Origin of the sequence: [Clostridium] citroniae WAL-17108 (assembly GCF_000233455.1) — a bacterium.
GTDB classification, from domain to species: Bacteria; Bacillota; Clostridia; order Lachnospirales; family Lachnospiraceae; genus Enterocloster; species Enterocloster citroniae.
In genome coordinates this window covers 1,671,576-1,696,219 of record NZ_JH376420.1, presented here as the reverse complement: position 1 = coordinate 1,696,219, position 24,644 = coordinate 1,671,576, and the positions used below count along the sequence as shown (strand labels likewise).

Here is a 24,644-nt window from a genome sequence, read left to right as displayed (position 1 = left end):
TTTTGATGAATTTTTTGGTACTTTTAAGTGAAAGAGAATGCCATTAAAGGCTTCCCCTCTATATGAACCCAAAGGAATGCTTAAACTTTATTTTTGTGAAAATTGTAAAGAAATTCGTTCATCCCTTAGGTTAGCAAAAATCTGACGGTTAGATGTTGAAGTGGGATGGATACTTGGTGGGACGGAACCAGATTTTCATGCAATATCTTACTTCAGGAAAATTAAATGAGAAGCGCAGGGTCAGCGGGGTAGCATGGAATCCCATCGGAATTGATGGTATAGTCCACCTGTTCCAAGTGGGAGCGGGAGTTTAAAGGAATAAAGGCCCTGGAGAAATGAATCCCGTTTCCGTGAGAGTCAGTGCCAAAGGTGTCACCGGAAGGAAGTTCCTTATAAAGCCTTACAGAATCAAAAGCCGCATCCCCAAGAAATGTTTTTGGGCAGATGAGGGGGTGAGCAGAGAAAAAATTCTGCAGAGTGGGGATGAGGAGCCTGGAATCATGGACGGACTTATCTTCATCAGGGGAATCCGATTTTTTATCAATCAGGATATCGGGATGCTGATCAAAGAAGTCTTTATTATAAAAGTCAATATGGCAGAAGATGCCCAGGCCGTTGGTGACGAGGGAAAATTTATAGGCATAACAGAAATACCCGTCAATGAAAAGCTGTTCGATCAGAGGATTGGAGGCAGCATGAGAGGGCATGGAAGCATAGGCGGCTTTGTAAGAATTATAAGAGTCATCAAAGCCCATGGATTTGGCATAAGATTTCAGTTGCCTGATGATGCGGTTAGCAAATTTGGGGTTGTTTTCCTTGAACCATGCCTCAATGCCGGAACAATCAAAGATGGCCATATTTGCTTTGGAAGGATCAATGGTCTGGCAGACAGGTTCAGAAAGGTCAACGAGATGACCAAAAGGGTATGAAGTTCAAGGAGGAGGCTGTTTAAACCGAGTGATCTTAGAAGCATCGGGAACCTTATTAAAGCCACAGAACTCCCTTAGATGCCTGGAGTAATGAAGAAAGACAAGGAGTATCAGTGGGAAGGACCTGCTCGTTGAAGTATAGAACCATTTCCGGAAGGAAGCAGGGACAAATTCATTAAGGTCAATGTGCTGTTGTAAGAGAGAGGAACAGAGGCTTGTCAGAATTATAAATTTTCTGCCAATCTGAAAAAACATCTGCCAAAGAAAGCTGATTGTATGGTATCATGTAAGTACAACTCTTTTCAGGTGGATATGGTTGATTATTACTGGACATCTCAATTTTAACATAAACCTGTGAGGAGTTGTTCTATTTTAGTAAAGAAAAAAGCCCGAATTTATGCGGGCTGTGAAGTTTCGCAAACGCCTAAAATAGAAAGAAGAAAGTGAAGAGAAATATATGTCTAGAACGAAGAGTATGTTCTTAGATAAAGCATATTGGTGCTTGCATTAAAGCAGGTAGATAAGGATTCGACATCATAGTGGGGATAAAAGGAGAGGAACATGATACCGGCAATTAATAAATTAAATTCCAGATGTTGTGGCTGTATGGCATGTGTAAATGTTTGTCCAGTTCATGCGTTGGATATAAAGGTAAACAAGGGGTATTTGGTGCCAGTTGTGGATCAAGAAGCTTGTACAAAGTGTGGCTTATGTTCAGACTGTTGTCCGGTTATCAATGCATATATTTTAAAATCTGATAGTAGGCCGCTCACTGTTATACTGGCAAAGAATAAGAATATCGAGGAACGGAAGCGCAGTACATCGGGGGGCATATTCTATCCCATTGCGGCCTCGATTATAAATGGGGGGAGGGGAACGGTATATGGCGCGGCATTCTCGCAAACTTGGAAAGTTGTTCACAGTGCGGCAGCAGATATTAATGAGTGTTTTAAATTCCAAGGCTCAAAGTATGTACAGAGTGACATAGGCCAATGTTTTAATGACATAAGGGATAGACTTAAGCAAGGGAACAATGTTCTTTTTACTGGAACACCATGCCAGGTTGCTGCTATAAATAGTTTTTGTAAACTCGAAAGGGTTGACATTGCGAAATTGATAACAGTTGAAATTCTTTGTTATGGTGTACCAAGTCCGCAGATATGGAAGGATTATATATCGTATCTTGAAAAGAAATATGGAACGCTATTAAAATACTGTTTCCGTGATGAGAGAAATGGCTGGTCTACTTCTTATAACCATAGTGCTACATTTGAAGTAGGAACAGAATTATATCAAACGGTAGAGCTTCAGGCTTTCGGTTTTCTGTTTTCATCGCACGTCAATATAAGGGAAAGTTGCTTTAACTGTGAATTCTCATCGATGCACAGATGTGCTGATATAACCATTGGGGACTGTTGGGGTATCGAATACATTAACAGAGATTTTGCTGATACAAATGGCGTATCTCAGGTTATGATTAACACAGAAACGGGTATGACAATCTGGAACAAGGTAAGCGAGCATTTTGATGTAGTGGATGCGGATATTGACAAAATCGCAAAGTATAATTCTGTGTTGTTACATCCTGCTGAGAAGCCCGCGGAGTATAATGCTTTCTGGAATGATTATCTGAGGTTTGGATTTGATAAAGTGATAAAAAAGTATACAAGACTTGGAAAGATGTTTCGGGTTCGGAGGAAAATTAAAAGAGCGGTGGGGAGGATTATGAAGAGAGAGCGATAAATCCTCCTCGGGTACTACTGGGGACCTGCTAGTCTGCCCAGTTAAGAAACTACTATTATGTAGGTGAAAGTCCCGTCTGGTAAAGGTAGCATGTGGCCGTTCAATATGCATAAGTGAAACCCTTATGTTTTTTACGAGTGGGAGGGGACTATTGAATAGAAACAGGTTGTACGATTATATTGACGACTATGCCCATGATACTTCCAATCTCTATGATTAAGTAAAATCTGATTTGGATAAGCTGTCAGTATGGTTCTATAATTTTATTATGGTCTATATAAGGTAATACCAATCTTCAAGATAAGAAAGCAGTATTGTCTTATAATACTTGGAATGGCCGCTGCAATGACCGTTGTCCTTCTGATTTTTTGGGAAGACTGGAATATTTTTAATAAATTGATTAATATCCCCCTTTTTGTTAATGATTATTATAGGAACATTGGAGGGGAGAGCAGCTATGCGAACTATTGAGGATATCTGATTCTATGTGAAAGCGTGTGTGCTTTGGTGCTAAGCAGCTTGCAGCTTTTCGTTATTGATAAGTCTGTAGGGAAGAAAAACTTGTTTAACTGTAAGGATTCTGCTTCTGACTGTTAAGTACCTATCTTGCAGTGTCATTTGGACGGCTGATGATCCTTTTGATGGTCTAGTATATTCAGAATTGGATGGTGATGGCTGAAGTTACCCTGTTTTTCATCACAAATCTTTTATTCTGTCTTAATCGCAGGTGCTTTTCTATTCTACGTCATTAGGGATAAAAGCAATTTTTGCGATATACCCCAGTATCCTGATATTCTATGTTTACATGGGGCTTATGTTGAAGTATTATTTGTTGCTTTCGTTTGAGTGGATAAACCGGGTGACGGGTCTTGGCATCTTTACAAACAATGATGGTGATATCATTCAGGGAATCGGATTGACGGTGTTCTCACAACTTATATTGGACTTTCATGAGTGGCTGCTGTTTTGGGCTGTTAATTATGTTTCTTAAAAAGAAGTTTACAATGCCTGTAGCATTTCCTTCCTGATCCTGTGCGCCATTGTCAACGGCATTGGGCTGGAGGCGTCCTCCGGTTATGGGATCGCGCAAAAGGTGATCTCCTTTATCATGCTGATCCCGTCAGCCCTTATGCAGTCCATGTCCGCGTTCGTGGCCCAGAATGTGGGCGCAGGAAAGGAGGAGAGGGCCAGGAAGGCAATGCTTACCGGCATGGGATTAGGAGCGTCTGTGGGGGTGATCATATTCCTGATCTCATTTTTCCGCGGTGATATCCCCGCCTCGGTCTTCACCACGAATGAAGCTTATATCATAAGGGCCGCGGAATATTTGAAAGGATTCAGCTTTGAGGCCATCCTCACATGCCTGGTTTTCAGTTATATTGGTTATTTTAACGGACACGGCATGTCGCTTCCGGTTATGATTCAGGGGATCACGGCGTCCTTCCTGGTACGTGTGCCTCTTTCCTATTTGTTCAGCTTAAAGGAAGGCGCCAGCCTGTTTGATATTGGATTGGCAGTTCCCGCCGCCTCCCTGTACGGCATCCTCTTTTTCACCATATGCTACATATGGTACGTGCGGAAAAAAGGGTAGTCTTTTCCTATTTGTCTTTATGATGTTCCTTACACTGTTCTTTATACTGGCGCAGGTATTCCATCTGCTGTTCATCATCCACTTCACGGTCATAGGGCGTGGTGTTGCACACACAGCAGTATAATATAAACGCGATCAGTATAAGAAGCAGGATAACCAGAATGATCCAGAGCATAGTTCCTCCAATCACGGAAATAATAACAACTTACATCTAACCGATCAAAAAGGGTACCAGGCCGTCAAATATCCACTGACCTGATACCCTTACTATCAATCTATCCACATTTATCCGGCCTATGCACATGGGCGCGGCATTTCTTACTTTTCATCGCAGACCTGGAAAATATAGAACTTCAGATAGTAGCTTTCATCCGCGGCCCACAGGATGGGATGGTCACTGGCCTGGGTACGGTACTCTACCTGGCGCAGCCGCTTGTGCACATTCCCGGCCGCTTCCCGGATCGTCTTTGTGAAAAGTTCCGGGTCCATAAAGTGGGAACAGGAGCAGGTGGCCAGATACCCCCCGTCCTTTACCAGCTTCATGCCTCTCAGATTGATTTCCCTGTACCCCTTAACTGCATTTTTTATGGAATTCCTGGATTTGGTAAATGCCGGCGGATCCAGAATGACCACATCAAATTTCTGCCCATCCTGTTCCAGCTTGGGAAGCAGGTCAAATACATCTGCACATTCAAAATGCACCCTGTCCTGGATTCCGTTGAGCGCTGCATTTTCACTGGCCTGATCCACCGCCAGACGGGATGCGTCCACGCCCAGCACGTCCTTGGAGCCGGCCAGCCCGGCATTCAGGGCAAATGAACCGGTGTGCGTAAAGCAGTCCAGCACCTTGTCCGGCTGGATCCTCCTGCACAGGTTCTGCACAGCCAGGCGGTTATATTTCTGGTCAAGGAAAAATCCGGTCTTTTGGCCGTCCTCCACATCCACCAGGTAGCGGACCCCATTTTCCAGAATCTCCACCTTGGTATCAAACGGCTCTCCTATAAACCCTTTATACCGCTCCATGCCTTCCTGGAGGCGGACCTTTGCATCGCTGCGCTCGTAAACGCCCCGGATGGTGATCCCGTCCTCTGCCAGAACCTTTTTAAGCATTTCCACGATCACAGGTTTCAGCCGGTCGATCCCCAGTGCCAGAGATTCCACCACCAGCACATCGGAAAATTTGTCGATCACAATACCCGGAAGAAAGTCGGCCTCTCCGAACAGGATCCTGCAGCTGGAAGTGTCCACGGTTGCTTTTCTGTACTCCCACGCATTCCTGACCCGCATCTCAATAAAGTCCTGGTCAATAACGGTATCCTTTTTGCGGGATAACATGCGCACGGTCAGCTTGGAGTTGGTATTGATAAATCCATGCCCCAGCCCATAACCGTCAAAATCCTCCACGGCGGCCAGGTCCCCGTTCTCATATTCCCCGGTGACGGTGTCGATCTCATTGTCGTAAATCCAGGCTCCGCCGGCTTTCAGGGTGCGTCCCTGGCCTTTTTTTAGGCGGACAGTGGCTGTAACTGTGTATAAGTTCTTAGATTCCATGAAGTGCTCCTGTCTTTGGTTGTTTTATCTGATACCATGAATTTTGCATGTCTACCATCATATCATAATATAAATGAAAATTCAAACCCCGGCCTCCCCTACGCGTAAGGATCCATCTCCAGCACCTCGATCCCCTGGGTGATGATCTGCTCGGTCAGCTTTGCCATCTGCTGTGGCGTTTCCTTCAGTCCGGTCTGGAGCCAGTACTGTACCAGCCCCACGCAGCCCGATGCAATATAGGAAAAGAAAGCGTCAAAGACAGCCGGATTGCCGGTGCGGAATACCTCCATCCAGTCCTTGAGACATTTTTCGCGTATAAGCTTTTTCAGGCGGTTGACAAAATTCAGATCCCCGTTTTCACCCAGCAGGATTTCAATGAGATCTGCATTTTCATAAACCAGGGAATAGATCTCATTAAAGATCACAGCCGGTCTTTGCTTTAGGTCCACGGCGTCATGCTTGAGCACCAGCTGGTTAAACTCGTCCTGCAGCTCAGCCTCAGTCTTTTCCAGCAGGTCGAACACGTCCTTATAATGAAGGTAAAAGGTTCCCCTGTTCAGATCGGCCATGTCTGTCAGCTCGCGGACCGTGATGTCCTGGACTTTTTTCTCCTTTAATAAGGAAATAAGACATTCCCGAAGCTGCCTCCGTGTTTTTCTAACCCTGCGGTCTATGGAATCAGTACTCATGATTCAATCCTCCTTTGATATATAATGTACCTTCGGAGCCTTCCAGGCACCCATTCTTGCGGCTGATCCTTCCGCCGGCCCCACGCAAACTGATCAACGTACACACCATGTACGCCTCATACATTTGTGGCTAACTGACAAAAACCATCCCGCAAATCTGAGTACCAGGAGATTCGGAGAGTGCACTACAGATATGGGGAACGCAGCCCCATTAGACTTTACAAATATTTAACATATTTTTCCTGGACAAATGATGCAATAGTGTTGATTATTAGGCGAATCCATCAAAATTAATCATTGTATTTTTGCCATTTCTTAGTATAATCCATTATAGTCAATAAATAAACAAATGTCAATTAATAAAATAGAAGTTGCTTAACAGAATAAAAGACGTATAATAGATATATAGGCATAACTAGACAGCTGTATGAAGGGGATGATCAGGTGAAACACAGAAAATATAGACTTTTTTTAATGGCAGTCTTGGTTGTGGGAGCATTTCCGGGAACCGGCCTGGGAACGGCAGCGGCCCAGGAGACACAGCAAACCCAGGAGACACAGCAAACCCAGGAGACACAGCAAACCCAGGAGACACAGCCGGCACAGCAAACCGAAAGCAACACCACGGCACACCCGGGCTGGAACCGGTCAGGGGAGAACTGGTACTGGATGGATGAGAACAACAGTTTACATAAGGGATGGCTTCAGACAGATGGCCGAACCTATTATCTGGATAAAGATGGGATCATGGCCAGGGGATGGAAGGAAGTGGACGGAGAGTGGTACTATTTCCACGAAGACGGCGGCATGAACCTGGGGGAGCTGATCCTTGACAATGGAATGTATGAGTTTTCAAGGAACGGCGCCCTTGTTTCGGCCCAGTGGGTGGAGAATACCGGGGGCGGGGCGTACAGCGCTGGCTGTTATGATGAGGAGACTCAAGCGCTGTTTGATGAACTGAATGAGGAAAAGAAGCAGAGATATTTTGACCAGCATCCTGACCGGGAAGATGATTATGATGGGGATATGCACAGGGTGTATGACCGGAACGCTGGATTTAAAATGGATATGGCCCTGAATAAGGCCGCGGCCCACCGGCTGGAGGCAGCCATGGCAGGCGGATACATGGATGAGCGGATTCCCGGCGAGGGAACGGTGAATGACTACCTGGCTTCCATTCCTTACCGGAAAAATGCCACCTGCCTGGAACTGTACATCCGCAGCTGTGAGGATGAATCCGAGGCATTTTCCAAAGTCATGGAGCGGACCGGGGACAGGTATGATTCCAAGGGGGACAGAACCTATTCCCTGGAATATTACCGCAGCCTGGGTATGGCCCGCGGTGAAAAGGATGGGAAACAATATTTCTTGATAATTATGATGCGGTAGTGTAAGGGAGTATGGAACATGGGACAGAGACTGCTTGACAGATTGAAGAGAAAGACACACAGGGTAAAAGGGCAGGAGCAGGCAGATGGATTGTCGGTTTCCGCCCGTCTGGCCGGTTTTATCATACATAAGAAGGGCTGGATCGAGAGCGTATTTGTGGCAGGGTGTATCTTTTCCCTGATTGCAATGCTTTTTGTGAATGTGAATTACGACCTGACCGAATATCTGCCGGACACGGCCCAGTCCTGTATCGGACTGGATCTAATGGAAAATGAATTCGGATACCCGGGTACAGCCAGGCTGATGATCAAGGACGTTAGCCTGTATGAGGCAAAGCAGTACAAGGATAAGCTGGAGGCAGTGGATGGCGTGGACCAGATCCTGTGGTGCGACAGTACGGTGAATATTTATTCCGGAGAGGATTTTATTAACCAGAAGGATATTGAGGATTATTATAAGGATGGCTGCGCCGTGATGGATATCACCTTTGACGAGGGGGACACCACTAAGAAGACCTCCCAGGCCATTGATGAGATGAAGGCCATCACCGGGGATAAGGGGTATTATGTGGGCATGGCTGTCCAGAACAAGTCCCTGACGGAAAATGTGGAAAGTGAGATGAACCTTATCCTCACCGTGGCGGTGATCATGATCTTTGCGGTACTGTGCATCACCACCACGGCGTGGTCCGAGCCCTTTTTGTTTTTGCTGGTCATGGGCGTGGCCATTCTGCTGAACCGGGGAACCAATATATTTATCGGGACCGTGTCCTTTCTGACCAACAATGTGGCCATGGTGCTGCAGCTGGCCACCTCCATGGACTATTCTATTTTCCTGCTGGATGCGTTTTCCAGGGAGCGGCAGAAGGGAAAGACGGAAGAGGAGGCCATGGTGGGAGCCATTGAGGAGGCCATTAACTCTATTTTCGCCAGCAGCCTGACCACCGTGGTGGGCTTCCTGGCCCTGGTGTCCATGAATTTTACCATTGGTTTTGATATGGGCCTGGTTCTGGCAAAGGGAATTGTGTTCAGCCTGATCACCGTGGTATTCTTTATGCCCGCCATGATCCTGAAGTTTACAAAGTGGAATGACAAGACCAGGCACCGTCCCTTCCTGCCCAGCTTCCGCAAATTCAGCGAATGGGTATACAAGGTGCGTTATGCTTCCCTGATCATTATGGTCCTACTCACCCCGCCCGCCTATGTGGCCCAGGGGATGAATGATTTCCTTTACGGCAACAGTGCGGTGGGAGCCAGCGAGGGGACCCAGGTCTATGCGGACGACCAGGAGATATCCCAGAAGTTCGGGCGCAGCAACATGCTGTTGGCCCTGTATCCAAATACTTCGCCGGTGCTGGAAAAGGAAATGTCCGATGAGATCGAGGACCTGCCCTATGTTAAAAGCGTAATGTCCCTGGCCAACACCCTGCCTGTGGGGATTCCGGAGGATTTCCTTCCCTATTCCCTTACCAGCGAGCTTCATACCAAGGATTCCTGCAGAATGCTGATATACATAAGGACTAAGACGGAAAGCGACCAGGCATTTAAGTGCACGGATGAAATACAAAGCATTGTGGACCGGTATTATCCGGACGGGGCATATCTGGTGGGGGAGACCCCATCCACCCAGGACATTAAGACCACGATTACCTCGGATAACGCACGGGTAAACACCCTGTCCCTGTTGGGGGTATTCCTGGTCGTCATGTTCAGCTTCCGGTCGTTTATCATACCGGTTGTGGTAATGATCCCTATCCAGGTGGCTATTTTCCTCAACATGGCAATGCCCTATCTCCAGGGCGACACCATGGTGTTTATGGGTTACATTATTGTCAGCAGTATCCAGCTGGGAGCAACCGTGGATTATTCCATACTTATGACCAATAACTACGTATCCTGCAGGAAGACGCTGCCCAAGAAGGAAGCCTGTATACAGGCGCTGATGCTGTCCTGCCCGTCCATCTTCACATCGGGGACCATCATCATACTGGCAGGATATATCATACACTTTATATCCACCACAGCGGCCATTGGGGATTTGGGCCATCTGATCGGAAGAGGCGGATTGTTCAGCGTAATCCTGGTGCTGACCGTACTGCCCGCCCTGCTGGCCCTGTTTGACCGGATCATAACAAGCAATGAATGGGACCGCTTGCAAAAGCACCTGAGAAAACGCCATGAAAAGCGCAAGGCGATTATCAAAGCTGGGCTTGGGACCATTGTAAATAAAATAACCATCGGAAATAAAAGAAACAATGAACCATCGGAGGTGGAAAGCAATGAAGTATAAGTATAAAAGAGTCATGACAGCCGGCCTGGCCGCGGCTATGCTTTGCACCAATGCTGGCGGGGGCCTGCCGGTATATGGGGCGGAAGCGGCCGTGGATGTGGATGAGACCATGTACGTAAACCTGGATTATTACGGCAGGCTTGATAAGATCAACGTGGTTAAGGGATGCAGCCTTAACGGCCTTACGGATTTTACGGATTACGGCACGTATCTGGATGTGACCAATATGTCCAATCAGGCGGTGCCGGTGCTGGGAGACGGTTCGGTCACCTGGAATTTTCCCCAGGCCCAGAAGGAGCGGTTCTATTACAAATGCGCCCTGGATAAAGACCAGATTACACTGCCCTGGGAATTTGACGTTTCCTACAAACTGAACGGCGTGCCATCCAACGGTGATCAGCTGGCCGGCGCGTCCGGGCTGGTGGAGATCCATATAAAGGCGGACCCCAATGACGATGCCCGGGAATATTACCGCAATAACATGATGCTCATGGTGGCGGTTCCTGTTGACATGGGGAAATGCTACAGCGTGGAGGCGGAAGGTTCACAAACCCAGAATCTGGGGGAAACAACAGCGGTAGTGTTCACAGCCCTGCCCGGGGAGGAGGGGGATTACACTGTGCGCATCGGCACGGACAGCTTTGAGACCACCGGAGTCATCATGGCCATGATGCCGGGAACCGTGGAGGATCTGGAGCACATCAAGGATCTGAAGGAAGCCAAGGATACATGGCAGGACGCAGGGGATGAGCTGTATGACAGCCTGGAACAGATGGCAAAATCCGTGGAAGATATGCGTGAGGGTGTGAACCAGGTGCGTGGAGGACTGGATTCAGCGGAGAGTGCAAGGCAGAAGTGGAGCAATTCCAAGGACAGCATCCTGGCCGGAAACGACCAGACCCTGGCGTCCCTGACCTCTGTTTCACAGCAGCTGGAAACCATGATACCCCATCTCCAGACCGCCAAGGATTCAGCGGAAGTGGTCCACAAGAGTATGGGAGATATTGTAAATACACTTGGGGATATGCAGGATCCCTTAAGAAAGCTGCACACCAGACTGAATAACATCAAGAGCAGTTCAGCGGGGATCTCCGAGAATATCCCTGAGCTGATGGAGATCATGCAGCAGCTGATTGCCCTGGATGCCCAGCTTCAGGCCAGCGAACAGGTATATGTGACCGGTCTGGCCAGTGCCGGCGCAGGGATCGGTTTCCTGGATGAAGATTATTACATGGATGAAGAGGATTTTGGCCACTCACGTGGAAATGGCGGCGGCGGGAGTGGAAGCAGCTCCGGCCACACCGATTCCCAGGGAACGGATACGGACAACACAGGAGATACAACGGACACTGATAAGAAAAACGACCAAAGTGCAGATGGTTCAACAAGTACGGACGGTTCTGCCGGTACAGGCGGCTCCGCCGGCACGGATAACACCCCGGGAACGGATGACAAGAACAGCCAGGGTACGGGCGGTTCCACCGGCGCGGACGGATCCGCAAGTACGGACGGTTCTGCCGGTACGGACGGCTCCGCCGGCGCGGACAATGCCTCAGGAACAGATGACAAGAACAGCCAGGGTACGGGCGGTTCCACCGGCACGGACGGTTCTGCCGGTACGGGCGGATCCACCGGTACGGACGGTTCCACGAACGCAGGTTCCGCCTCCGGCACTCCCGACCAGAATGATCAGGGCAGCGGCTCCGCCGGTTCCCAGGATAATGCCGACAATGGTTCCGGGGGAGCAGGTACGGGAACGGACGCATCAGCAGGAGGGACCGGATCGGGCACTGCAGCCGGAACAGGCGCCGCATCAGGATCGGGCGCCGCATCCGGGGCAGGCTCCACATCAGGATCGGGCGCTGCATCGGGCGCAGACTCCACATCAGGAACCGGCGCCGCTTCAGACACAGACGCCGCATCCGGCGCAGGAGAAACACTGTCCCTTGCGCCGGGTTCAACAATAATGGCGGTCATTGAAAAGCACAATGTACCGCTGGTGGGTACTCCCGAGGTTCCGGTGGACATGGGGACCCTGATGGAGCTTTTGTCCGGCAGACAGTCCATGCTGACGGATATATCCAAAAAGAGCAGCGAGCTTTCCCTTCTGATGTCCAACCTGATGGATGACACTTCGGACTCGGCAAAATACAGTGCGGAGATCGTGGATAACCTGGACTATCTCATTGAGGACCTGACCGCACTCCACGATTCACTGGACACCTATTATCCGGATCTCCAGGCTGCCCTGGATGATTCCCAGGAGCTTGTCCGCCGCACCACAGATGCCCTGAATAACGGCGTCAGCACCATGACCATTGTACAGAATACCTTAAAGGACAGCAGTGATGATTTTGACGCTGCTGCACGGGACAGCTTAAGAGGCAGCATGGAACTTCTGGACAGAAGCCTGAGCATACTGGACAGCACCACGGCCATGCGCCGGGCGGGCCGCACCATGAAGGACACCATTGACAATGAGCTGGATAAGTTTGACACAGACAACCGTTTCCTGTTCATGGACCCGTCCTCTGAAAAGGTTTCATTTACCTCTGATAAGAACAGGGCTCCAAAGACATTGCAGATCGTGCTCCGCACCGATGAGATCAGCGTGGATGAGGATGATGCCAAGACAGCGGATGCAGAGGTGGCAAAGATTAAGGAAAGCCCGCTTCGCAGGATGTGGAATGTGCTGGTCCAGATGTGGAAGGCTATGGTCAGCATTTTCAAAAACAGGTAGCAGGCCGGGGGAATTTTTAGTATAATGGTATCTGACACAGGAGTTTGAGGTATATTGCCGTGGACGGCTGTACTGGGGAGGGATGGATACCGTGGCTGAGATAAGCAGGCAGGAGAAAACCAAATACAAGCTGGCGGCTTCCGTGAAGGAATGCATGAAGACCCAGCCTGTGGATAAGATTACGGTGAAGAATATCGTGGAGGGATGCGGCGTTACCCGCCAGACCTTTTACCGCAGTTTCCTGGATAAATATGACCTGATCAACTGGTATTTTGACAAGCTGGTGCTCCAGTCCTTTGAGCAGATCGGCATGGGGCATACGGTGGGGGAAAGCCTGACCCGCAAATTTGAATTTATCCTCAATGAAAAGGTGTTTTTTACAGAAGCCTTCCGCTCAGATGACAAAAATTCCCTGAAGGAGCATGATTTTGAGCTGATCCTCAAGTTTTACACAGACCTGCTTGCCAGAAAGGACAGCAAGGCCCTGAATCAGGAACTGCAGTTCCTTTTGGAGATGTACTGCCAGGGCTCCGTGTATATGACAGTCAAGTGGGTTCTGGGAGGCATGAAGGATTCGCCCCGGGACATGTCCGGCAAGCTGGTGGAAGCCATGCCGCCAAAGCTGGCCGAGGTATTTGAACGCCTGAAGCTGCTATAGGTAATAGTAGACAATGAAAATAGTTAACTTGCACAAAGATTGAGAAAAAGTGACAGACAGAGATGTTTGTCACTTTTATTTTTAACATCCCGTTGTTATAATATTAACAAATAGAACAAGCCAAAGCGCCGGAATTTTCCGGACGCATGTGATAAAAGAAAAGGAGAGGTAAATCATGGCAAACAGAATCGTATTAAACGAAACATCCTATCATGGCGCAGGGGCGATCCGGGAGATTGCAAATGAGGCAAAGGCAAGGGGATTTAAGAAGGCATTTGTCTGCTCAGACCCGGATCTGATCAAGTTCAATGTGACCACCAAGGTGACCAAGGTATTGGAGGATGCCGGACTTGCATACGAGATCTACTCCAACATCAAGCCGAATCCCACCATTGAGAATGTCCAGACCGGCGTTGCCGCATTCAGGGCATCCGGCGCTGATTATATCATTGCCATTGGCGGCGGTTCCTCCATGGACACTTCCAAGGCCATTGGCATCATCATCACCAACCCTGAGTTTGAGGATGTGAGAAGCCTGGAAGGTGTTGCCCCCACCAAGAATCCCTGCGTTCCGATCATTGCGGTTCCCACAACAGCAGGCACGGCTGCAGAGGTTACCATCAACTATGTGATCACGGATGTTGAGAAAAAGCGCAAATTCGTATGTGTGGATACCCATGATATTCCCGTAGTGGCAGTGGTTGACCCGGAAATGATGGCCTCCATGCCGAAGGGACTGACAGCGGCAACCGGCATGGATGCCCTGACCCATGCAATTGAGGGATATACCACAAAGGGCGCATGGGAGATGACCGATATGTTTAACTTAAAGGCCATTGAAGTTATTGCCCGCAGCCTTAGGGACGCGGTGGAGAATAAGCCGGAGGGCAGGGAAGGCATGGCCCTGGGACAGTATCTCACAGGGATGGGCTTTTCCAACTGCGGACTGGGGATCGTCCACTCCATGGCCCATGGCCTGGGTGCCCTGTATGATACCCCCCACGGTGTTGCAAATGCCATCATTCTTCCAACGGTTATGGAGTACAATGCTCCCTGCACAGGAACCAAGTTTAAGGACATTGCCGTTGCCATGGGCGTGGAAGGCGTGGAGGACATGAGCCAGGAGGAATACCGCAAGGCTGCTGTGGACGCTGTGAAAAAGCTGTCCCAGGATGTGGGGATCCCTGCTGACCTAAAGGAGATCGTAAAACCTGAGGATGTGGATTTCTTATCCCAGTCCGCCATGGATGACGCCTGCCGTCCGGGAAATCCAAAGGATCCATCTTTAGAGGATATCAAGAACCTGTACCTGTCACTGATGTGACCATGATCATGCGGACGTATTGCCAAAGCGGCATACGTCCGCATCGCCGTTTTAGGGGTATGGATCCATAAAACGGCCAATATGATAGTTTCTCATGAAAAATGTACATGGTAACTTCCTATGCCCTGTGGTACAATTTTATCAAACAATTTAAATATCTGGAGGCATATATGGAATTTAAGATAACGGTTTTAAACAGGGATAACGAGATAAAAGCATCCATGGAAGGTCCCTCACAGGCAGTTCTGGCCTGGAAGGGGGAGTACCGGGAAGGGGACCGGATCGTGTTTGGTCTGCCGGAGAAGAACCGCTTCTATGTGGTCCGCGTGGATGACACCATGGACGAGTCTTACATTTTTGCGGTTCAGACGGAACTTGCATATATCGTTCCTTTTGAGGAAAAGAAGACATCCTATAACCCCAAAGCTTTTACAGGGGAGCGCCATTACCTGACCGTACGGTATGCCATGGAGCATGAGATTGAGGTCTATAAGAATCTGGCTGAGAATGTGATGGACCAGCATGTATTCCGCGGATATTACCCCCATGCCAGCGCCAATGTGGAGACAAGAGGGGAAGCCGTGTTTGCGGCGCGCAATGCCATAGATGGGGTCACAGCCAACCGTTCCCATGGAAAATGGCCCTATGAATCATGGGGGATCAATCAGCAGGACGATGCGCAGATGACCCTGGAATTTGGCCGCGCAGTGGATTTTGACAAGATCGTACTCTATACCAGGGCGGACTTCCCTCATGACAACTGGTGGGAACAGGTCACCTTTACCTTTTCTGACGGCTCCGCGGAGACGGTGCGGCTGGCAAAGAGCGCGGAACCCCATGTGATCCCCATCAAAAAGAGTGGAATTACATGGCTTACCTTTGGTCAGCTGATCAAAGCGGATGACCCGTCCCCGTTCCCTGCGCTGACGCAGATTGAAGTGTATGGCTATGAACATAGATAAGTACTTCCTATGACATGAATCTTATTGCCACAAGAGTTTTCCTGTGGAGCCGGACATTAAAATGGGCGCCAGCGGTTTTGTTTCAGCCGCTGCCGCCCTGTTTTGGCTTTCTTATCCTGCCGGTTCCTCCAGCCAGGCCTGTCCCGGGGGCATCTCCTCTGTGAAGATCCTGCCGTAATCTTTTGCATACTTGGCCTGATGGTATTTAAACAGCATTTCATTTTGGGACACAGGTCCCAGTATCTCAATCTTACCGGTAACATGGGACATGGCATAGCGGATGCATTTCCCCTGTCCGTTCTGCATATTCTTTGCGCCCTCCACAATCTCGTAACCCTGCATCAGGGGGACCTGGAACTGGCTCTTTACCCCTGATACGGGGCGGCACTGGAAAATGTAATAGGGAACCGCACCGCATTTGGTCAGATCCTTTAACAGTGCGCCCAGTACATGGCTGCTGTCATTGATCCCCTTTAACAGCACGGTCTGGTTTTTGACAATGACGCCTGCATCCAGCAGGGTTTTCACAGCCTTCCTGGCATGATCGGTCAATTCCTTTGGATGGTTAAACTGGGTAACCACATAGATTTGTTTTTTCTGCGTGTATGTCTTGAGAATATCCAGAAGTTCGTGGTCGTCATAGATTCTTTCCGGAAGAACAACAGGGGTGCGGGTGCCAAAGCGTATCAGGTCCAGATGGGGGATCGGGGTGAAATGCTCCAGATACTGCGCTATGACCTGATTGCTGTTTACAAATGCATCTCCGCCGGATATGAGTATATTGCTGATCTCACTGTGGGCATTTACATAGGCAGCCATCTCAGCCACATTGTCGGCCGTCTCATCATCAGAGATACCCACCAGGCGTTTGCGGAAGCAGTGCCTGCAGTACATGGCACAGCGGTGGGTGGACAGGATCAGGGCTGTCTGCGGGTATTTATGCTGTAAACCCGATATTACTGTGTTGTCCGCTTCTCCGCTGGTATCAAAATCCCCGGACAAGTCAGTTTCACTGATGGATGGGATACACATCCTAAACACCGGATCACGGGCCGGATCATTCCAGTCGATCAGTGACAGGTAATAACGAGTGACGGTCATGGGGAACTGATGGAGGATCCTGTTAAGATGCTCGATCTGGGAATCTGTCAGATCCATGTATTCCCTCAGCTCGCCCGCTTTTGTGACATTGGTTCTCAGTGCTTCTTTCCAATTCATAGTATCATCCCCTTCATTATGTAGTTCACATAAAATTATAACAGGTGAAAGAAAGGTGTCCTATGAAAAAATTATAAATAAATTATAAACTTTAGAAAAAAAGTATAAACCGGGAAAGGATGACAGCCTCTAGAAAATGCAAAGGGACAAAAAGAAAAACACGGTATACAGAGCCATAACGGCCCGGCATACCGTGTTTAAATGGATGGATCTTACGCTTACAGAAGGACAATCCCGTTGCCGGCTCCGATGCGGTCAGCTCCGGCCTCTACTAGCTCACGGGCAAACTCAGGGGTGCGGATACCGCCGCTGGCCTTTACCTGAAGCCTGTCCCCTACTGTTTTACGCATAAGCCTGATGTCTTCAACCGTGGCTCCTCCGGTGGAAAAACCGGTGGAGGTCTTCACAAAAGCAGCGCCGGCTTCCTCAGACAGTTCACAAGCCTTTACTTTCTCTTCATCGGTCAAAAGACATGTCTCAATGATCACCTTTACAATGGCCGGTTTGGAAGCTTCAACCACTGCCTTGATATCATCTCTTACAAAATCCCAGTTCCTGTCCTTGACAGCGCCGATATTAATGACCATATCCACTTCCTCAGCGCCGGCTTTCACTGATTCGGAAGCCTCGAACGCCTTGGCGGAGGTGAGCATGGCTCCCAGGGGGAATCCCACCACACAGCAGGTCATGACACCGGAGCCTTTTAGCTGGGATGAAACCAGCGGAACATGGCAGCTGTTTACGCATACGGAAGCAAACTTATGCTCAACGGCTTCCTTGCAGTAGCGCTTGATGGTGTCGGCGGAGGCGTCAGCCTTCAACATGGTGTGGTCGATTTTCTTTGCAATATCCATTGTTTTCTCTCCTTTATTTTTACAGCAGAGCCGAATTATGATAATAAAATAATAGCATAAATGTCTGTATTTATCAAGTGAAATCGGTTACAGGATTTATGACATAAAAAATAAGTATTTCCATGTGATAAATGTGTAATAAAGTTCAAATAATTTAAAATAATAGTACAATTTGCACAATAAAATTGTAAAAAAATATTGACAAGGGGGAGGAAATGTGATATTTTTAAAATGTAATTATGAAAGCGGTTTCAAGAGTTATATCACGAGGTATAGTGGGAGCCGGCACCAATCCTCCAAGGCGGATTGAAAAAGATGAAACGGGAAAACGAATATGAATATATATGATATAGCCAAAGAGGCGGGCGTGTCTCCCGCCACGGTCTCCAGGGTTTTAAACAATCACAAGAATGTAAAAGAGGAGACAAGGAATAAGATCCAGGAAGTAATCAAGGGCAAAAATTATTCGCCTAACACCATAGCGCGCAATCTCAGCGTGGGCACTTCCAGGAACATTGCATTTATGGTACCTGACATTGAGAATCCTTTTTTCAGCAAGATCCTTCACGGGATTTCGGACCGGGCCATGGATAATGACTACAATGTCTTCATGTTTGGCACAGCTGAGAACACGGCCAGAGAGCACAAGATCCTGGACTCGCTTAAGATCGAGATGATGAAGGGACTGATCATCATTCCTGTGTCGGAAGCGGACAGGGAGACGGCTGAGCGGCTTAAGGAATTTGAGGAACAGGGAGTGCCTGTGGTGCTCATTGACCGTGATGTAAGGAACGCCAGGTTTGACGCGGTGTTTTCCGAGGACATGGAGGGAGCCTGTGAAGCGGTGGAGTGCCTGATTGAAGAGGGGCATAAGAAGATAGGGATCATAACAGGACCCGATACGTCAAGACCGGGCCATGAGCGTTTGAAAGGATATAAAAGGGCCTTGGCCAATAATGGCATTTCCCTGAACAAGGATTACATCATATGCGGCAATTTTATGGAAGATGAATCATATGAGGCCATGAAACAGCTGCTGGATCTGGAGGATCCTCCCACGGCTGTGTTTACATCCAACAACATGACCACCTTGGGAGCGCTGCGGTGCCTGAAGGAACGCCAGATGAAATTGGGAGCGGATATATCGGTCGTAGGGTTTGACGATATCAAGGAACTTGCGTATACGGACATTCATCTGACTGCTGTGACCAGACCTGTTTATGAGATGGGATGCGAGGCAATGCGGATATTGGAGAGAAGGTTCCGGAAGGCTGAGGGGGTGGAGGAGGAAAAATTGATCATCCAGAGAAATCTGGTCAAGACATGGCTGATAAAAAGAGGCTCGGAAAAACATAAGGATTTATCAGGTGGGAGTGACACCTATCACACATAAGCGCCTTGAAGACAAGTGTTCATAAGGAGGAAAATAAAATGAGTAAGGTTGCTGTATTTGGCAGTTTTGTAGTTGATCTGATGGCCAGGAGTCCCCATCTTCCGGTACCGGGGGAGACGGTAAAAGGTTCCATGTTCAAGATGGGACCGGGAGGAAAGGGATTTAACCAGTGTGTGGCCGCCCACAAGGCGGGGGCGGAAGTGGTCATGATAACCAAGGTGGGAAGGGACAGCTTTGCCAATGTTGCGCTGGATACCATGACGGATTTGGGGATGGATAAAGAACATATCTTTGTCTCAGATGACAGGGAGACGGGAATTGCCCTGATCCTGGTGGATGAGAATACCAGCCAGAATGAGATCATCATAGTACCGGGAGCATGCAACACCATAACAGACGAAGAGATCAAAAGCATTGAGAATGTTATAAAGGAATCCGAATACGTGCTTCTACAGCTGGAAGTAAACCAGGACGCCAATGAGATGGTGGTGGATATGGCCAACCGGTATGGGTGCAAGGTGATCGTGAACACGGCTCCCTACTCGCCGGTGACAGATGATTTCCTGTCCAAGGCATATATGGTCACCCCCAATGAGGTGGAGGCGGAGGAGCTGACAGGCATCCCGGTATCGGATCTCCAGTCTGCCAAAAAGGCGGCAGCGTATTTTTATGACAAGGGTGTGCAAAAGGTGCTCATAACCCTTGGCTCAAGGGGAGTATTTGTTTCTTCGGACGGCAGGGAGGAGATCGTGCCCGCGTTTAAGGTGGATGCGGTTGACACCACAGGGGCCGGGGATGCCTTTAACGGAGGCCTGCTGGCAGCGCTGGCCGAGGGAAAGGATATCTGGGAGGCGGTGCGCTTTGCCAATGGTTTGGCGGCACTGTCCGTGCAGAAGCTGGGGACCACCCCATCCATGCCTTCCCGGGAAGAGATAGATGCATTTTTACAGAGTACACAATAGCAGAAGGAGGAAATGTGTTATGTTGAAAGGAATACCTACAAGAATTGGATCGGATCTGTTAAAAGCATTGGCTGATATGGGGCATGGGGATCTGATCATCATTGCGGACGACTTCTATCCACCCATCACCAAAACGCCGGGAGGCGTCAGCATCCAGGCCAAGGGCAACACCGCCGCTGAGATGATCGAGGATATTCTCAAGCTGATGCCTTTGGATGTGGATTACTGTGAGCATCCGGTGGAGTATATGGTGCCGGATCAGGACGCCGGTGTTTCCATGGACCGGCCCAAGGTGTGGGATGATGCCGTGGAAGCAGTGGTGAGGAACGGATATGCGCCCAAGATCGTGGGAGAGATCGAGCGCACTAAGTTCTATGAAAAAGCCGGGAAGGCTTATGTGACTGTGTGTACCAGCGAGCGTCAGCCTTACGGATGCTTTATTTTACAAAAGGGAGTTTTATAGGTGCTTTGACAATGCCGGGCCGGAATGATCCGGCCGGTCAGGGCAAAGTATCCATGCGCCAAGCGTCTGCAGGGAAGAGGCTTGGCGCCGGGTGCAACCGGGGGACTATTGTTTATAAGAGAAGGAGGATCTAAGTTATGAAGAAAGGTTTAGCAAAGAAATTGACAGCGGCCCTGTTGGCGGGAACCATGGTATGTTCCCTTGCTGCCTGCGCAAAAAAGGAAGCGGCGCCCACCACGGCAGTACCGGCAGCGGCGAAAGCAGAGGAAGCCAAGCCGGAGGGTACGCAGGCTCCTGAGACGGCGGAAGGAAAGACGTACAGTATTGTTTATCTGACTCCCTCCACTGCATCCCAGTTCTGGACCTATGTTGGGATCGGCATTGAGAATGCCATGAAGGATATGGAGGAAAAGGAAGGGGTAAAGATCGACTTCTCCACCGTAGGACCGGCAGAGGAGAGCCAGACAGAGGATTATGTAACAGCATTTGAACAGTGTATTGCAAAGAAACCAGATGCCATTGTCACGGCTACATTGGCAATTGATGCAACTGTTCCAAAGGCAAAGGAAGCAACCCAGAACGGCATAGTCCTGAACTTTGTAAACTGCGGACTGGGCGTTGGGGATGATGGGGCTCATGAAGAAGACTACAACCAGTTCTATTATTGCTCCAACGATACCATTGGCGAGATGGCGGCCCAGGCATTTTTGGAGGCCATGGATGCAAAAAGCATGGATAAGACAAAAGGGACCATCGGTATCAACATGAATGTTGAGAACGAAGCGCTGAACCACAGGATCCAGAGTTTCCGTGACTATATGGCCGCCAATGCGCCCGACCTGACCCTGACTGATACATATTATAACGGCAATGTGGTAGAGACATCCCAGGCCAATGCGGAGAACATTATCTCCACCTTTGGATCTGACCTGATCGGTATGTATTCCGGCAACAACATCACAGGTGACGGCGTGTGTCTGGCAGTACAGGCAGCCGGCATCGGAGACAGGATCGTTTCCGTGGCAGTTGACTCTGATGACACGGAGATCAATGCTCTTAAGAACGGCTCCCTGGATGCCATCATTGTACAGGATGCTTATGCACAGGGCTATAAGTGTATGGAAAATGCCATTCAGACGTTAATTAATGGATCAAATCCTGAGTCCGTCAAGCAGGTGAATTGTCCTCCTGTTATCATTACCAGCAGCAATATGAATGATAAGGAAATGCAGGATCTCCTCGATCCCACACGTCTCAAAAAGTAATTGATAAACGTTCGTTACTGGTAAAAGGAGGCCGTTGTCCAACTGCCTCCTTTTTATAAAAGGGGATAAGTCGATGCAGGAAACGATTTTAAAGATTGAACACATCAGTAAGTTCTACCCCGGCGTTACGGCATTAAATGATGTCAGCTTTGAGATTAAAAAAGGCGAGGTCCGTGCACTGGTAGGTGAGAACGGAGCCGGGAAATCCACCCTGATCAAATGTATCATGGGAGTTGAAAAGCCGGACAAAGGCCGCATTTCCATGAATTATAACGGTCAGTGGGTGGTGAATACAAGCGCGCTGGAGGCACAAAGCCATGGCGTATACGCCAATTACCAGCATGTCAATATTGCTCCTGACCTGAGCATTGCGGAAAATTATTATCTTGGAAGGCAGCCGAAGACAAAGCTGGGAGCAGTTGACTGGAAACAGATGGCGGAAAACAGCAAAAAGATCATTGACAAGTTTGAAATGAATGTGGATCCAAAGGATAAGATCAGGAACCTTCCCATCGCCATGCAGGCCATGGTGACCATCAGTAAGATCTCGGTAAACAATGATATCCGGGTGGTGATCTTTGATGAGCCCACCGCCTTACTGGAGAATGAAAAGGTGGAAGTCCTGTTCCGCTTTATCAAAGAATTAAAGGAAAATGGTGTCAGCATCATTTATATTTCCCATCGTCTGGAAGAGATCATGGATATCTGTGACAGCGTGACCGTGCTGAAGGACGGCACGTATGTGGATACAAAACCGGTCGGCGAGGTGACCAAGGATTCATTGATCACCATGATGGTAGGCCGCGAAATGTCTGATATATACAATATAAAGCGCCAGGAACCGGGGGAGGAAGTCCTGCGGGTAGAAAATTTCAGCGACAGTTCTCATTTTGAACATATTAATTTCACTGTACATAAAGGGGAGATCCTGGGATTTGTGGGCCTGGTGGGAGCCGGGCGCAGCGAGATCATGCGGGCCCTGTGCGGCGTGGAGCGGCGCCTGACAGGAGATGTATATGTCAAAGGAAAGAAAGTCAATATCAAGAACCCCAGCGATGCCATGCATCATGGGATCTGCTTCCTCACAGAGGACAGGCGCACGGACGGGCTGGCGCTCCAGCTGTCCATAAAGACCAATATCAATATGAACTCTTATGATATGATCAGCAAAAAGGGAATCATTTCCCTGAAAAAGGAAAGTGAAAGGGCGGAGGACTATTCCAAACGTGTGAATGTAAAAACACCTAATATTTTGCAGCTGGTAGGCAATCTGTCCGGCGGAAACCAGCAAAAGGTGGTTATTGCAAAGCTGTTGTGCCGTGACCCTGACCTTCTTATCTTTGACGAACCCACTGTGGGTGTGGATGTGGGAGCAAAGGAAGAGATCTATAAGCTGATGGAAAAACTGACGGAGCAGGGCCGGAGCATCATTCTCATATCTTCTTATCTGCCTGAGGTCATGGGCCTGGCGGACCGTTTGATCGTAATGGCTCAGGGAAAGATTACAGGAGAGTTTGATAAAGAAGAATTAAAGACCTTGAGGGAAGAAGATGTCCTGCGCAGGGCGTCCATTGAAGGCTAGACATAGGAGGGGTTTTATGGATAAGGCAAAGGTTGGAAAGGGCAGTTCACTTACCAGCGTATTCCAGCAGACGGAATTCACGCTGGGAGTCATTATAGTGGCTTTATTTGTGATAACGTCCGTGTGTACAGATAATTTCTTTAGTGTTTACAACATTACAAACCTGATGAAGCAGTGTGCCATCATTGGCGTTCTGGCAGTGGCCCAGACCATGATCATCACCACAGGAGGCATTGATATCAGCGGCGGCGCCATCACCGGCCTTTCCTGTATGGTATTGGCATTGCTTCAGCGCGATACGGGGATGAACTTCTATCTGACGCTGATCATAGCGGTCATGTTTTCCATCGGAGCCGGACTGGCAAACGGTATTATTGTCTATGACTTTAAAGTGCCTCCCATGATCGCTACCCTGGGCATGTCCACCATTATCAGGGGTATTGTAAAGATCATAAGCAAAGCGCTGACAGTCAGCGGGCTGGACGAGAGAATCCTGAACATGGGCAATAACAGCTTTTTTGGCTTGCTGCCCGCATTGGCCATTATATGGGCGGTAGTGGCTTTGGTTGTATTCCTGATCCTGCGATACACGGTATTTGGACGAAACCTGTATGTGATCGGAAGCGGCGTTGAGGTTGCCAAGTTAAGCGGTATAAAGGTCAGGAAAATGTTTTACTCCGTGTATGCATTTGCAGGACTGCTCTATGGAATCGCAGGCATCATGCTGGCAGCGCGTGTGCAGAGCGCGCTTCCCACCGGAGGCGAAGGCTATGATATGAACGCCATTGCGGCAGCTGTAATCGGCGGCGCGTCACTGTCAGGCGGCCGGGGTGCTGTCAGCGGTACGCTGCTGGGCACTATCCTTATGGTATTGATCAATAACGCAGGCGTACAGTTTGGATTAAATACGCATGTGCTGGAAATCACCAGCGGTGTGCTGATCGTGTTTGCTGTTACAATGGATATGGTAAAGAACAGGAAAAAAGCTTAGAGGGCAGGAGACTTTCCGGGAGATCTTCCGGGAGACTGCACAGGACGGCTG

At 48.9% G+C, this 24,644-nt stretch carries 19 protein-coding genes and 1 pseudogene; 14 read left to right on the top strand and 6 right to left on the bottom strand.

Annotated features, from left to right (window positions below):
• Positions 1-230 precede the first annotated feature (230 nt).
• Positions 231-1,215, bottom strand: a pseudogene (locus tag HMPREF9469_RS34055) (ISNCY family transposase); the annotation flags it as partial.
• 275 nt (positions 1,216-1,490) lie between these two features.
• Between HMPREF9469_RS34055 and HMPREF9469_RS07675 the strand changes: the two are divergent.
• Both HMPREF9469_RS07675 and HMPREF9469_RS07670 read left to right on the top strand, forming a co-directional pair.
• Positions 1,491-2,672 carry a Coenzyme F420 hydrogenase/dehydrogenase, beta subunit C-terminal domain gene (locus HMPREF9469_RS07675; RefSeq protein WP_007860701.1) on the top strand — a complete coding sequence of 394 codons (1,182 nt, stop codon included), beginning with the start codon at positions 1,491-1,493 and terminating at the stop codon, positions 2,670-2,672.
• Positions 2,673-3,687: 1,015 nt separating this feature from the next.
• Positions 3,688-4,263 (top strand): MATE family efflux transporter, encoded by a 576-nt coding sequence (locus HMPREF9469_RS07670; RefSeq protein ID WP_227884142.1) that lies wholly within the window; start codon positions 3,688-3,690, stop codon positions 4,261-4,263.
• Positions 4,264-4,270: 7 nt separating this feature from the next.
• Here the strand turns inward: HMPREF9469_RS07670 and HMPREF9469_RS32375 are convergent, their stop codons facing one another.
• From HMPREF9469_RS32375 to HMPREF9469_RS07660, 3 genes are all read right to left on the bottom strand, one after another.
• The gene (locus HMPREF9469_RS32375; RefSeq protein WP_007860697.1) at positions 4,271-4,438 is read right to left on the bottom strand and encodes a hypothetical protein; all 168 of its coding nucleotides are present in this window, start codon (positions 4,436-4,438) and stop codon (positions 4,271-4,273) included.
• Positions 4,439-4,581: 143 nt separating this feature from the next.
• Complete coding sequence (locus HMPREF9469_RS07665) at positions 4,582-5,814, bottom strand: class I SAM-dependent rRNA methyltransferase (RefSeq protein ID WP_007860696.1); 1,233 nt, start codon at positions 5,812-5,814, stop codon at positions 4,582-4,584.
• A gap of 98 nt (positions 5,815-5,912) precedes the next feature.
• Positions 5,913-6,503 (bottom strand): TetR/AcrR family transcriptional regulator, encoded by a 591-nt coding sequence (locus HMPREF9469_RS07660; protein ID WP_007860695.1) that lies wholly within the window; start codon positions 6,501-6,503, stop codon positions 5,913-5,915.
• Between the two features lie 444 nt (positions 6,504-6,947).
• Here HMPREF9469_RS07660 and HMPREF9469_RS07655 point away from each other — a divergent pair, with 444 nt between their 5' ends.
• The 6 genes from HMPREF9469_RS07655 (at position 6,948) to HMPREF9469_RS07630 (ending at position 15,865) form a co-directional block, all read left to right on the top strand.
• Positions 6,948-7,892 carry a hypothetical protein gene (locus HMPREF9469_RS07655; protein ID WP_040415154.1) on the top strand — a complete coding sequence of 315 codons (945 nt, stop codon included), beginning with the start codon at positions 6,948-6,950 and terminating at the stop codon, positions 7,890-7,892.
• 18 nt (positions 7,893-7,910) lie between these two features.
• Positions 7,911-10,181 (top strand): efflux RND transporter permease subunit, encoded by a 2,271-nt coding sequence (locus HMPREF9469_RS07650; protein ID WP_007860693.1) that lies wholly within the window; start codon positions 7,911-7,913, stop codon positions 10,179-10,181.
• Entirely contained in the window at positions 10,171-12,921 is a 2,751-nt protein-coding gene (locus HMPREF9469_RS33350) for a hypothetical protein (RefSeq protein ID WP_007860691.1), read from the top strand. The genes HMPREF9469_RS07650 and HMPREF9469_RS33350 overlap by 11 nt, the downstream gene beginning before the upstream one ends.
• A gap of 82 nt (positions 12,922-13,003) precedes the next feature.
• On the top strand, positions 13,004-13,579 hold the full coding sequence (locus tag HMPREF9469_RS07640; protein ID WP_207740153.1) for a TetR/AcrR family transcriptional regulator C-terminal domain-containing protein: 576 nt from the start codon (positions 13,004-13,006) through the stop codon (positions 13,577-13,579).
• A 175-nt stretch (positions 13,580-13,754) separates the two neighbouring features.
• Positions 13,755-14,903, top strand: a complete 1,149-nt coding sequence (gene fucO, locus HMPREF9469_RS07635) for a lactaldehyde reductase (protein WP_007860686.1) — start codon at positions 13,755-13,757, stop codon at positions 14,901-14,903.
• A 170-nt stretch (positions 14,904-15,073) separates the two neighbouring features.
• On the top strand, positions 15,074-15,865 hold the full coding sequence (locus HMPREF9469_RS07630; protein WP_007860684.1) for a hypothetical protein: 792 nt from the start codon (positions 15,074-15,076) through the stop codon (positions 15,863-15,865).
• 111 nt (positions 15,866-15,976) lie between these two features.
• Here HMPREF9469_RS07630 and HMPREF9469_RS07625 read toward each other — a convergent pair whose 3' ends face one another.
• A complete protein-coding gene (locus HMPREF9469_RS07625; protein ID WP_007860682.1) occupies positions 15,977-17,083 on the bottom strand; it encodes a KamA family radical SAM protein in 1,107 nt (368 codons plus the stop codon).
• Between the two features lie 218 nt (positions 17,084-17,301).
• The gene (gene deoC / locus HMPREF9469_RS07620) at positions 17,302-17,937 is read right to left on the bottom strand and encodes a deoxyribose-phosphate aldolase (RefSeq protein ID WP_007860681.1); all 636 of its coding nucleotides are present in this window, start codon (positions 17,935-17,937) and stop codon (positions 17,302-17,304) included.
• Between the two features lie 334 nt (positions 17,938-18,271).
• On the opposite strand from deoC, the gene HMPREF9469_RS07615 reads away from it, so the two are divergent.
• The 6 genes from HMPREF9469_RS07615 (at position 18,272) to HMPREF9469_RS07590 (ending at position 24,593) form a co-directional block, all read left to right on the top strand.
• The gene (locus HMPREF9469_RS07615; RefSeq protein ID WP_007860680.1) at positions 18,272-19,330 is read left to right on the top strand and encodes a LacI family DNA-binding transcriptional regulator; all 1,059 of its coding nucleotides are present in this window, start codon (positions 18,272-18,274) and stop codon (positions 19,328-19,330) included.
• A gap of 38 nt (positions 19,331-19,368) precedes the next feature.
• Positions 19,369-20,292, top strand: coding sequence for a ribokinase (gene rbsK / locus HMPREF9469_RS07610; RefSeq protein WP_007860679.1), 924 nt, complete (start codon positions 19,369-19,371; stop codon positions 20,290-20,292).
• A 19-nt stretch (positions 20,293-20,311) separates the two neighbouring features.
• The gene (locus HMPREF9469_RS07605) at positions 20,312-20,755 is read left to right on the top strand and encodes an RbsD/FucU family protein (protein WP_007860678.1); all 444 of its coding nucleotides are present in this window, start codon (positions 20,312-20,314) and stop codon (positions 20,753-20,755) included.
• Positions 20,756-20,892: 137 nt separating this feature from the next.
• Positions 20,893-22,020, top strand: a complete 1,128-nt coding sequence (locus HMPREF9469_RS07600; protein ID WP_007860677.1) for a substrate-binding domain-containing protein — start codon at positions 20,893-20,895, stop codon at positions 22,018-22,020.
• Between the two features lie 73 nt (positions 22,021-22,093).
• Positions 22,094-23,602 carry a sugar ABC transporter ATP-binding protein gene (locus tag HMPREF9469_RS07595; RefSeq protein ID WP_040415151.1) on the top strand — a complete coding sequence of 503 codons (1,509 nt, stop codon included), beginning with the start codon at positions 22,094-22,096 and terminating at the stop codon, positions 23,600-23,602.
• Positions 23,603-23,618: 16 nt separating this feature from the next.
• Entirely contained in the window at positions 23,619-24,593 is a 975-nt protein-coding gene (locus tag HMPREF9469_RS07590) for an ABC transporter permease (RefSeq protein WP_007860673.1), read from the top strand.
• The last annotated feature ends 51 nt before the right edge of the window (positions 24,594-24,644 follow it).

Coding starts and splice junctions, on each gene's coding strand:
- HMPREF9469_RS07675 (WP_007860701.1), top strand. CDS start 1,491: ATGATACCGGCAATTAATAAATTAAATTCCAGATGTTGTGGCTGTATG.
- HMPREF9469_RS32375 (WP_007860697.1), bottom strand. CDS start 4,438: ATGCTCTGGATCATTCTGGTTATCCTGCTTCTTATACTGATCGCGTTT.
- HMPREF9469_RS07665 (WP_007860696.1), bottom strand. CDS start 5,814: ATGGAATCTAAGAACTTATACACAGTTACAGCCACTGTCCGCCTAAAA.
- HMPREF9469_RS07660 (WP_007860695.1), bottom strand. CDS start 6,503: ATGAGTACTGATTCCATAGACCGCAGGGTTAGAAAAACACGGAGGCAG.
- HMPREF9469_RS07650 (WP_007860693.1), top strand. CDS start 7,911: ATGGGACAGAGACTGCTTGACAGATTGAAGAGAAAGACACACAGGGTA.
- HMPREF9469_RS33350 (WP_007860691.1), top strand. CDS start 10,171: ATGAAGTATAAGTATAAAAGAGTCATGACAGCCGGCCTGGCCGCGGCT.
- HMPREF9469_RS07640 (WP_207740153.1), top strand. CDS start 13,004: ATGGATACCGTGGCTGAGATAAGCAGGCAGGAGAAAACCAAATACAAG.
- fucO (WP_007860686.1), top strand. CDS start 13,755: ATGGCAAACAGAATCGTATTAAACGAAACATCCTATCATGGCGCAGGG.
- HMPREF9469_RS07630 (WP_007860684.1), top strand. CDS start 15,074: ATGGAATTTAAGATAACGGTTTTAAACAGGGATAACGAGATAAAAGCA.
- HMPREF9469_RS07625 (WP_007860682.1), bottom strand. CDS start 17,083: ATGAATTGGAAAGAAGCACTGAGAACCAATGTCACAAAAGCGGGCGAG.
- deoC (WP_007860681.1), bottom strand. CDS start 17,937: ATGGATATTGCAAAGAAAATCGACCACACCATGTTGAAGGCTGACGCC.
- HMPREF9469_RS07615 (WP_007860680.1), top strand. CDS start 18,272: ATGAATATATATGATATAGCCAAAGAGGCGGGCGTGTCTCCCGCCACG.
- rbsK (WP_007860679.1), top strand. CDS start 19,369: ATGAGTAAGGTTGCTGTATTTGGCAGTTTTGTAGTTGATCTGATGGCC.
- HMPREF9469_RS07605 (WP_007860678.1), top strand. CDS start 20,312: ATGTTGAAAGGAATACCTACAAGAATTGGATCGGATCTGTTAAAAGCA.
- HMPREF9469_RS07600 (WP_007860677.1), top strand. CDS start 20,893: ATGAAGAAAGGTTTAGCAAAGAAATTGACAGCGGCCCTGTTGGCGGGA.
- HMPREF9469_RS07595 (WP_040415151.1), top strand. CDS start 22,094: ATGCAGGAAACGATTTTAAAGATTGAACACATCAGTAAGTTCTACCCC.
- HMPREF9469_RS07590 (WP_007860673.1), top strand. CDS start 23,619: ATGGATAAGGCAAAGGTTGGAAAGGGCAGTTCACTTACCAGCGTATTC.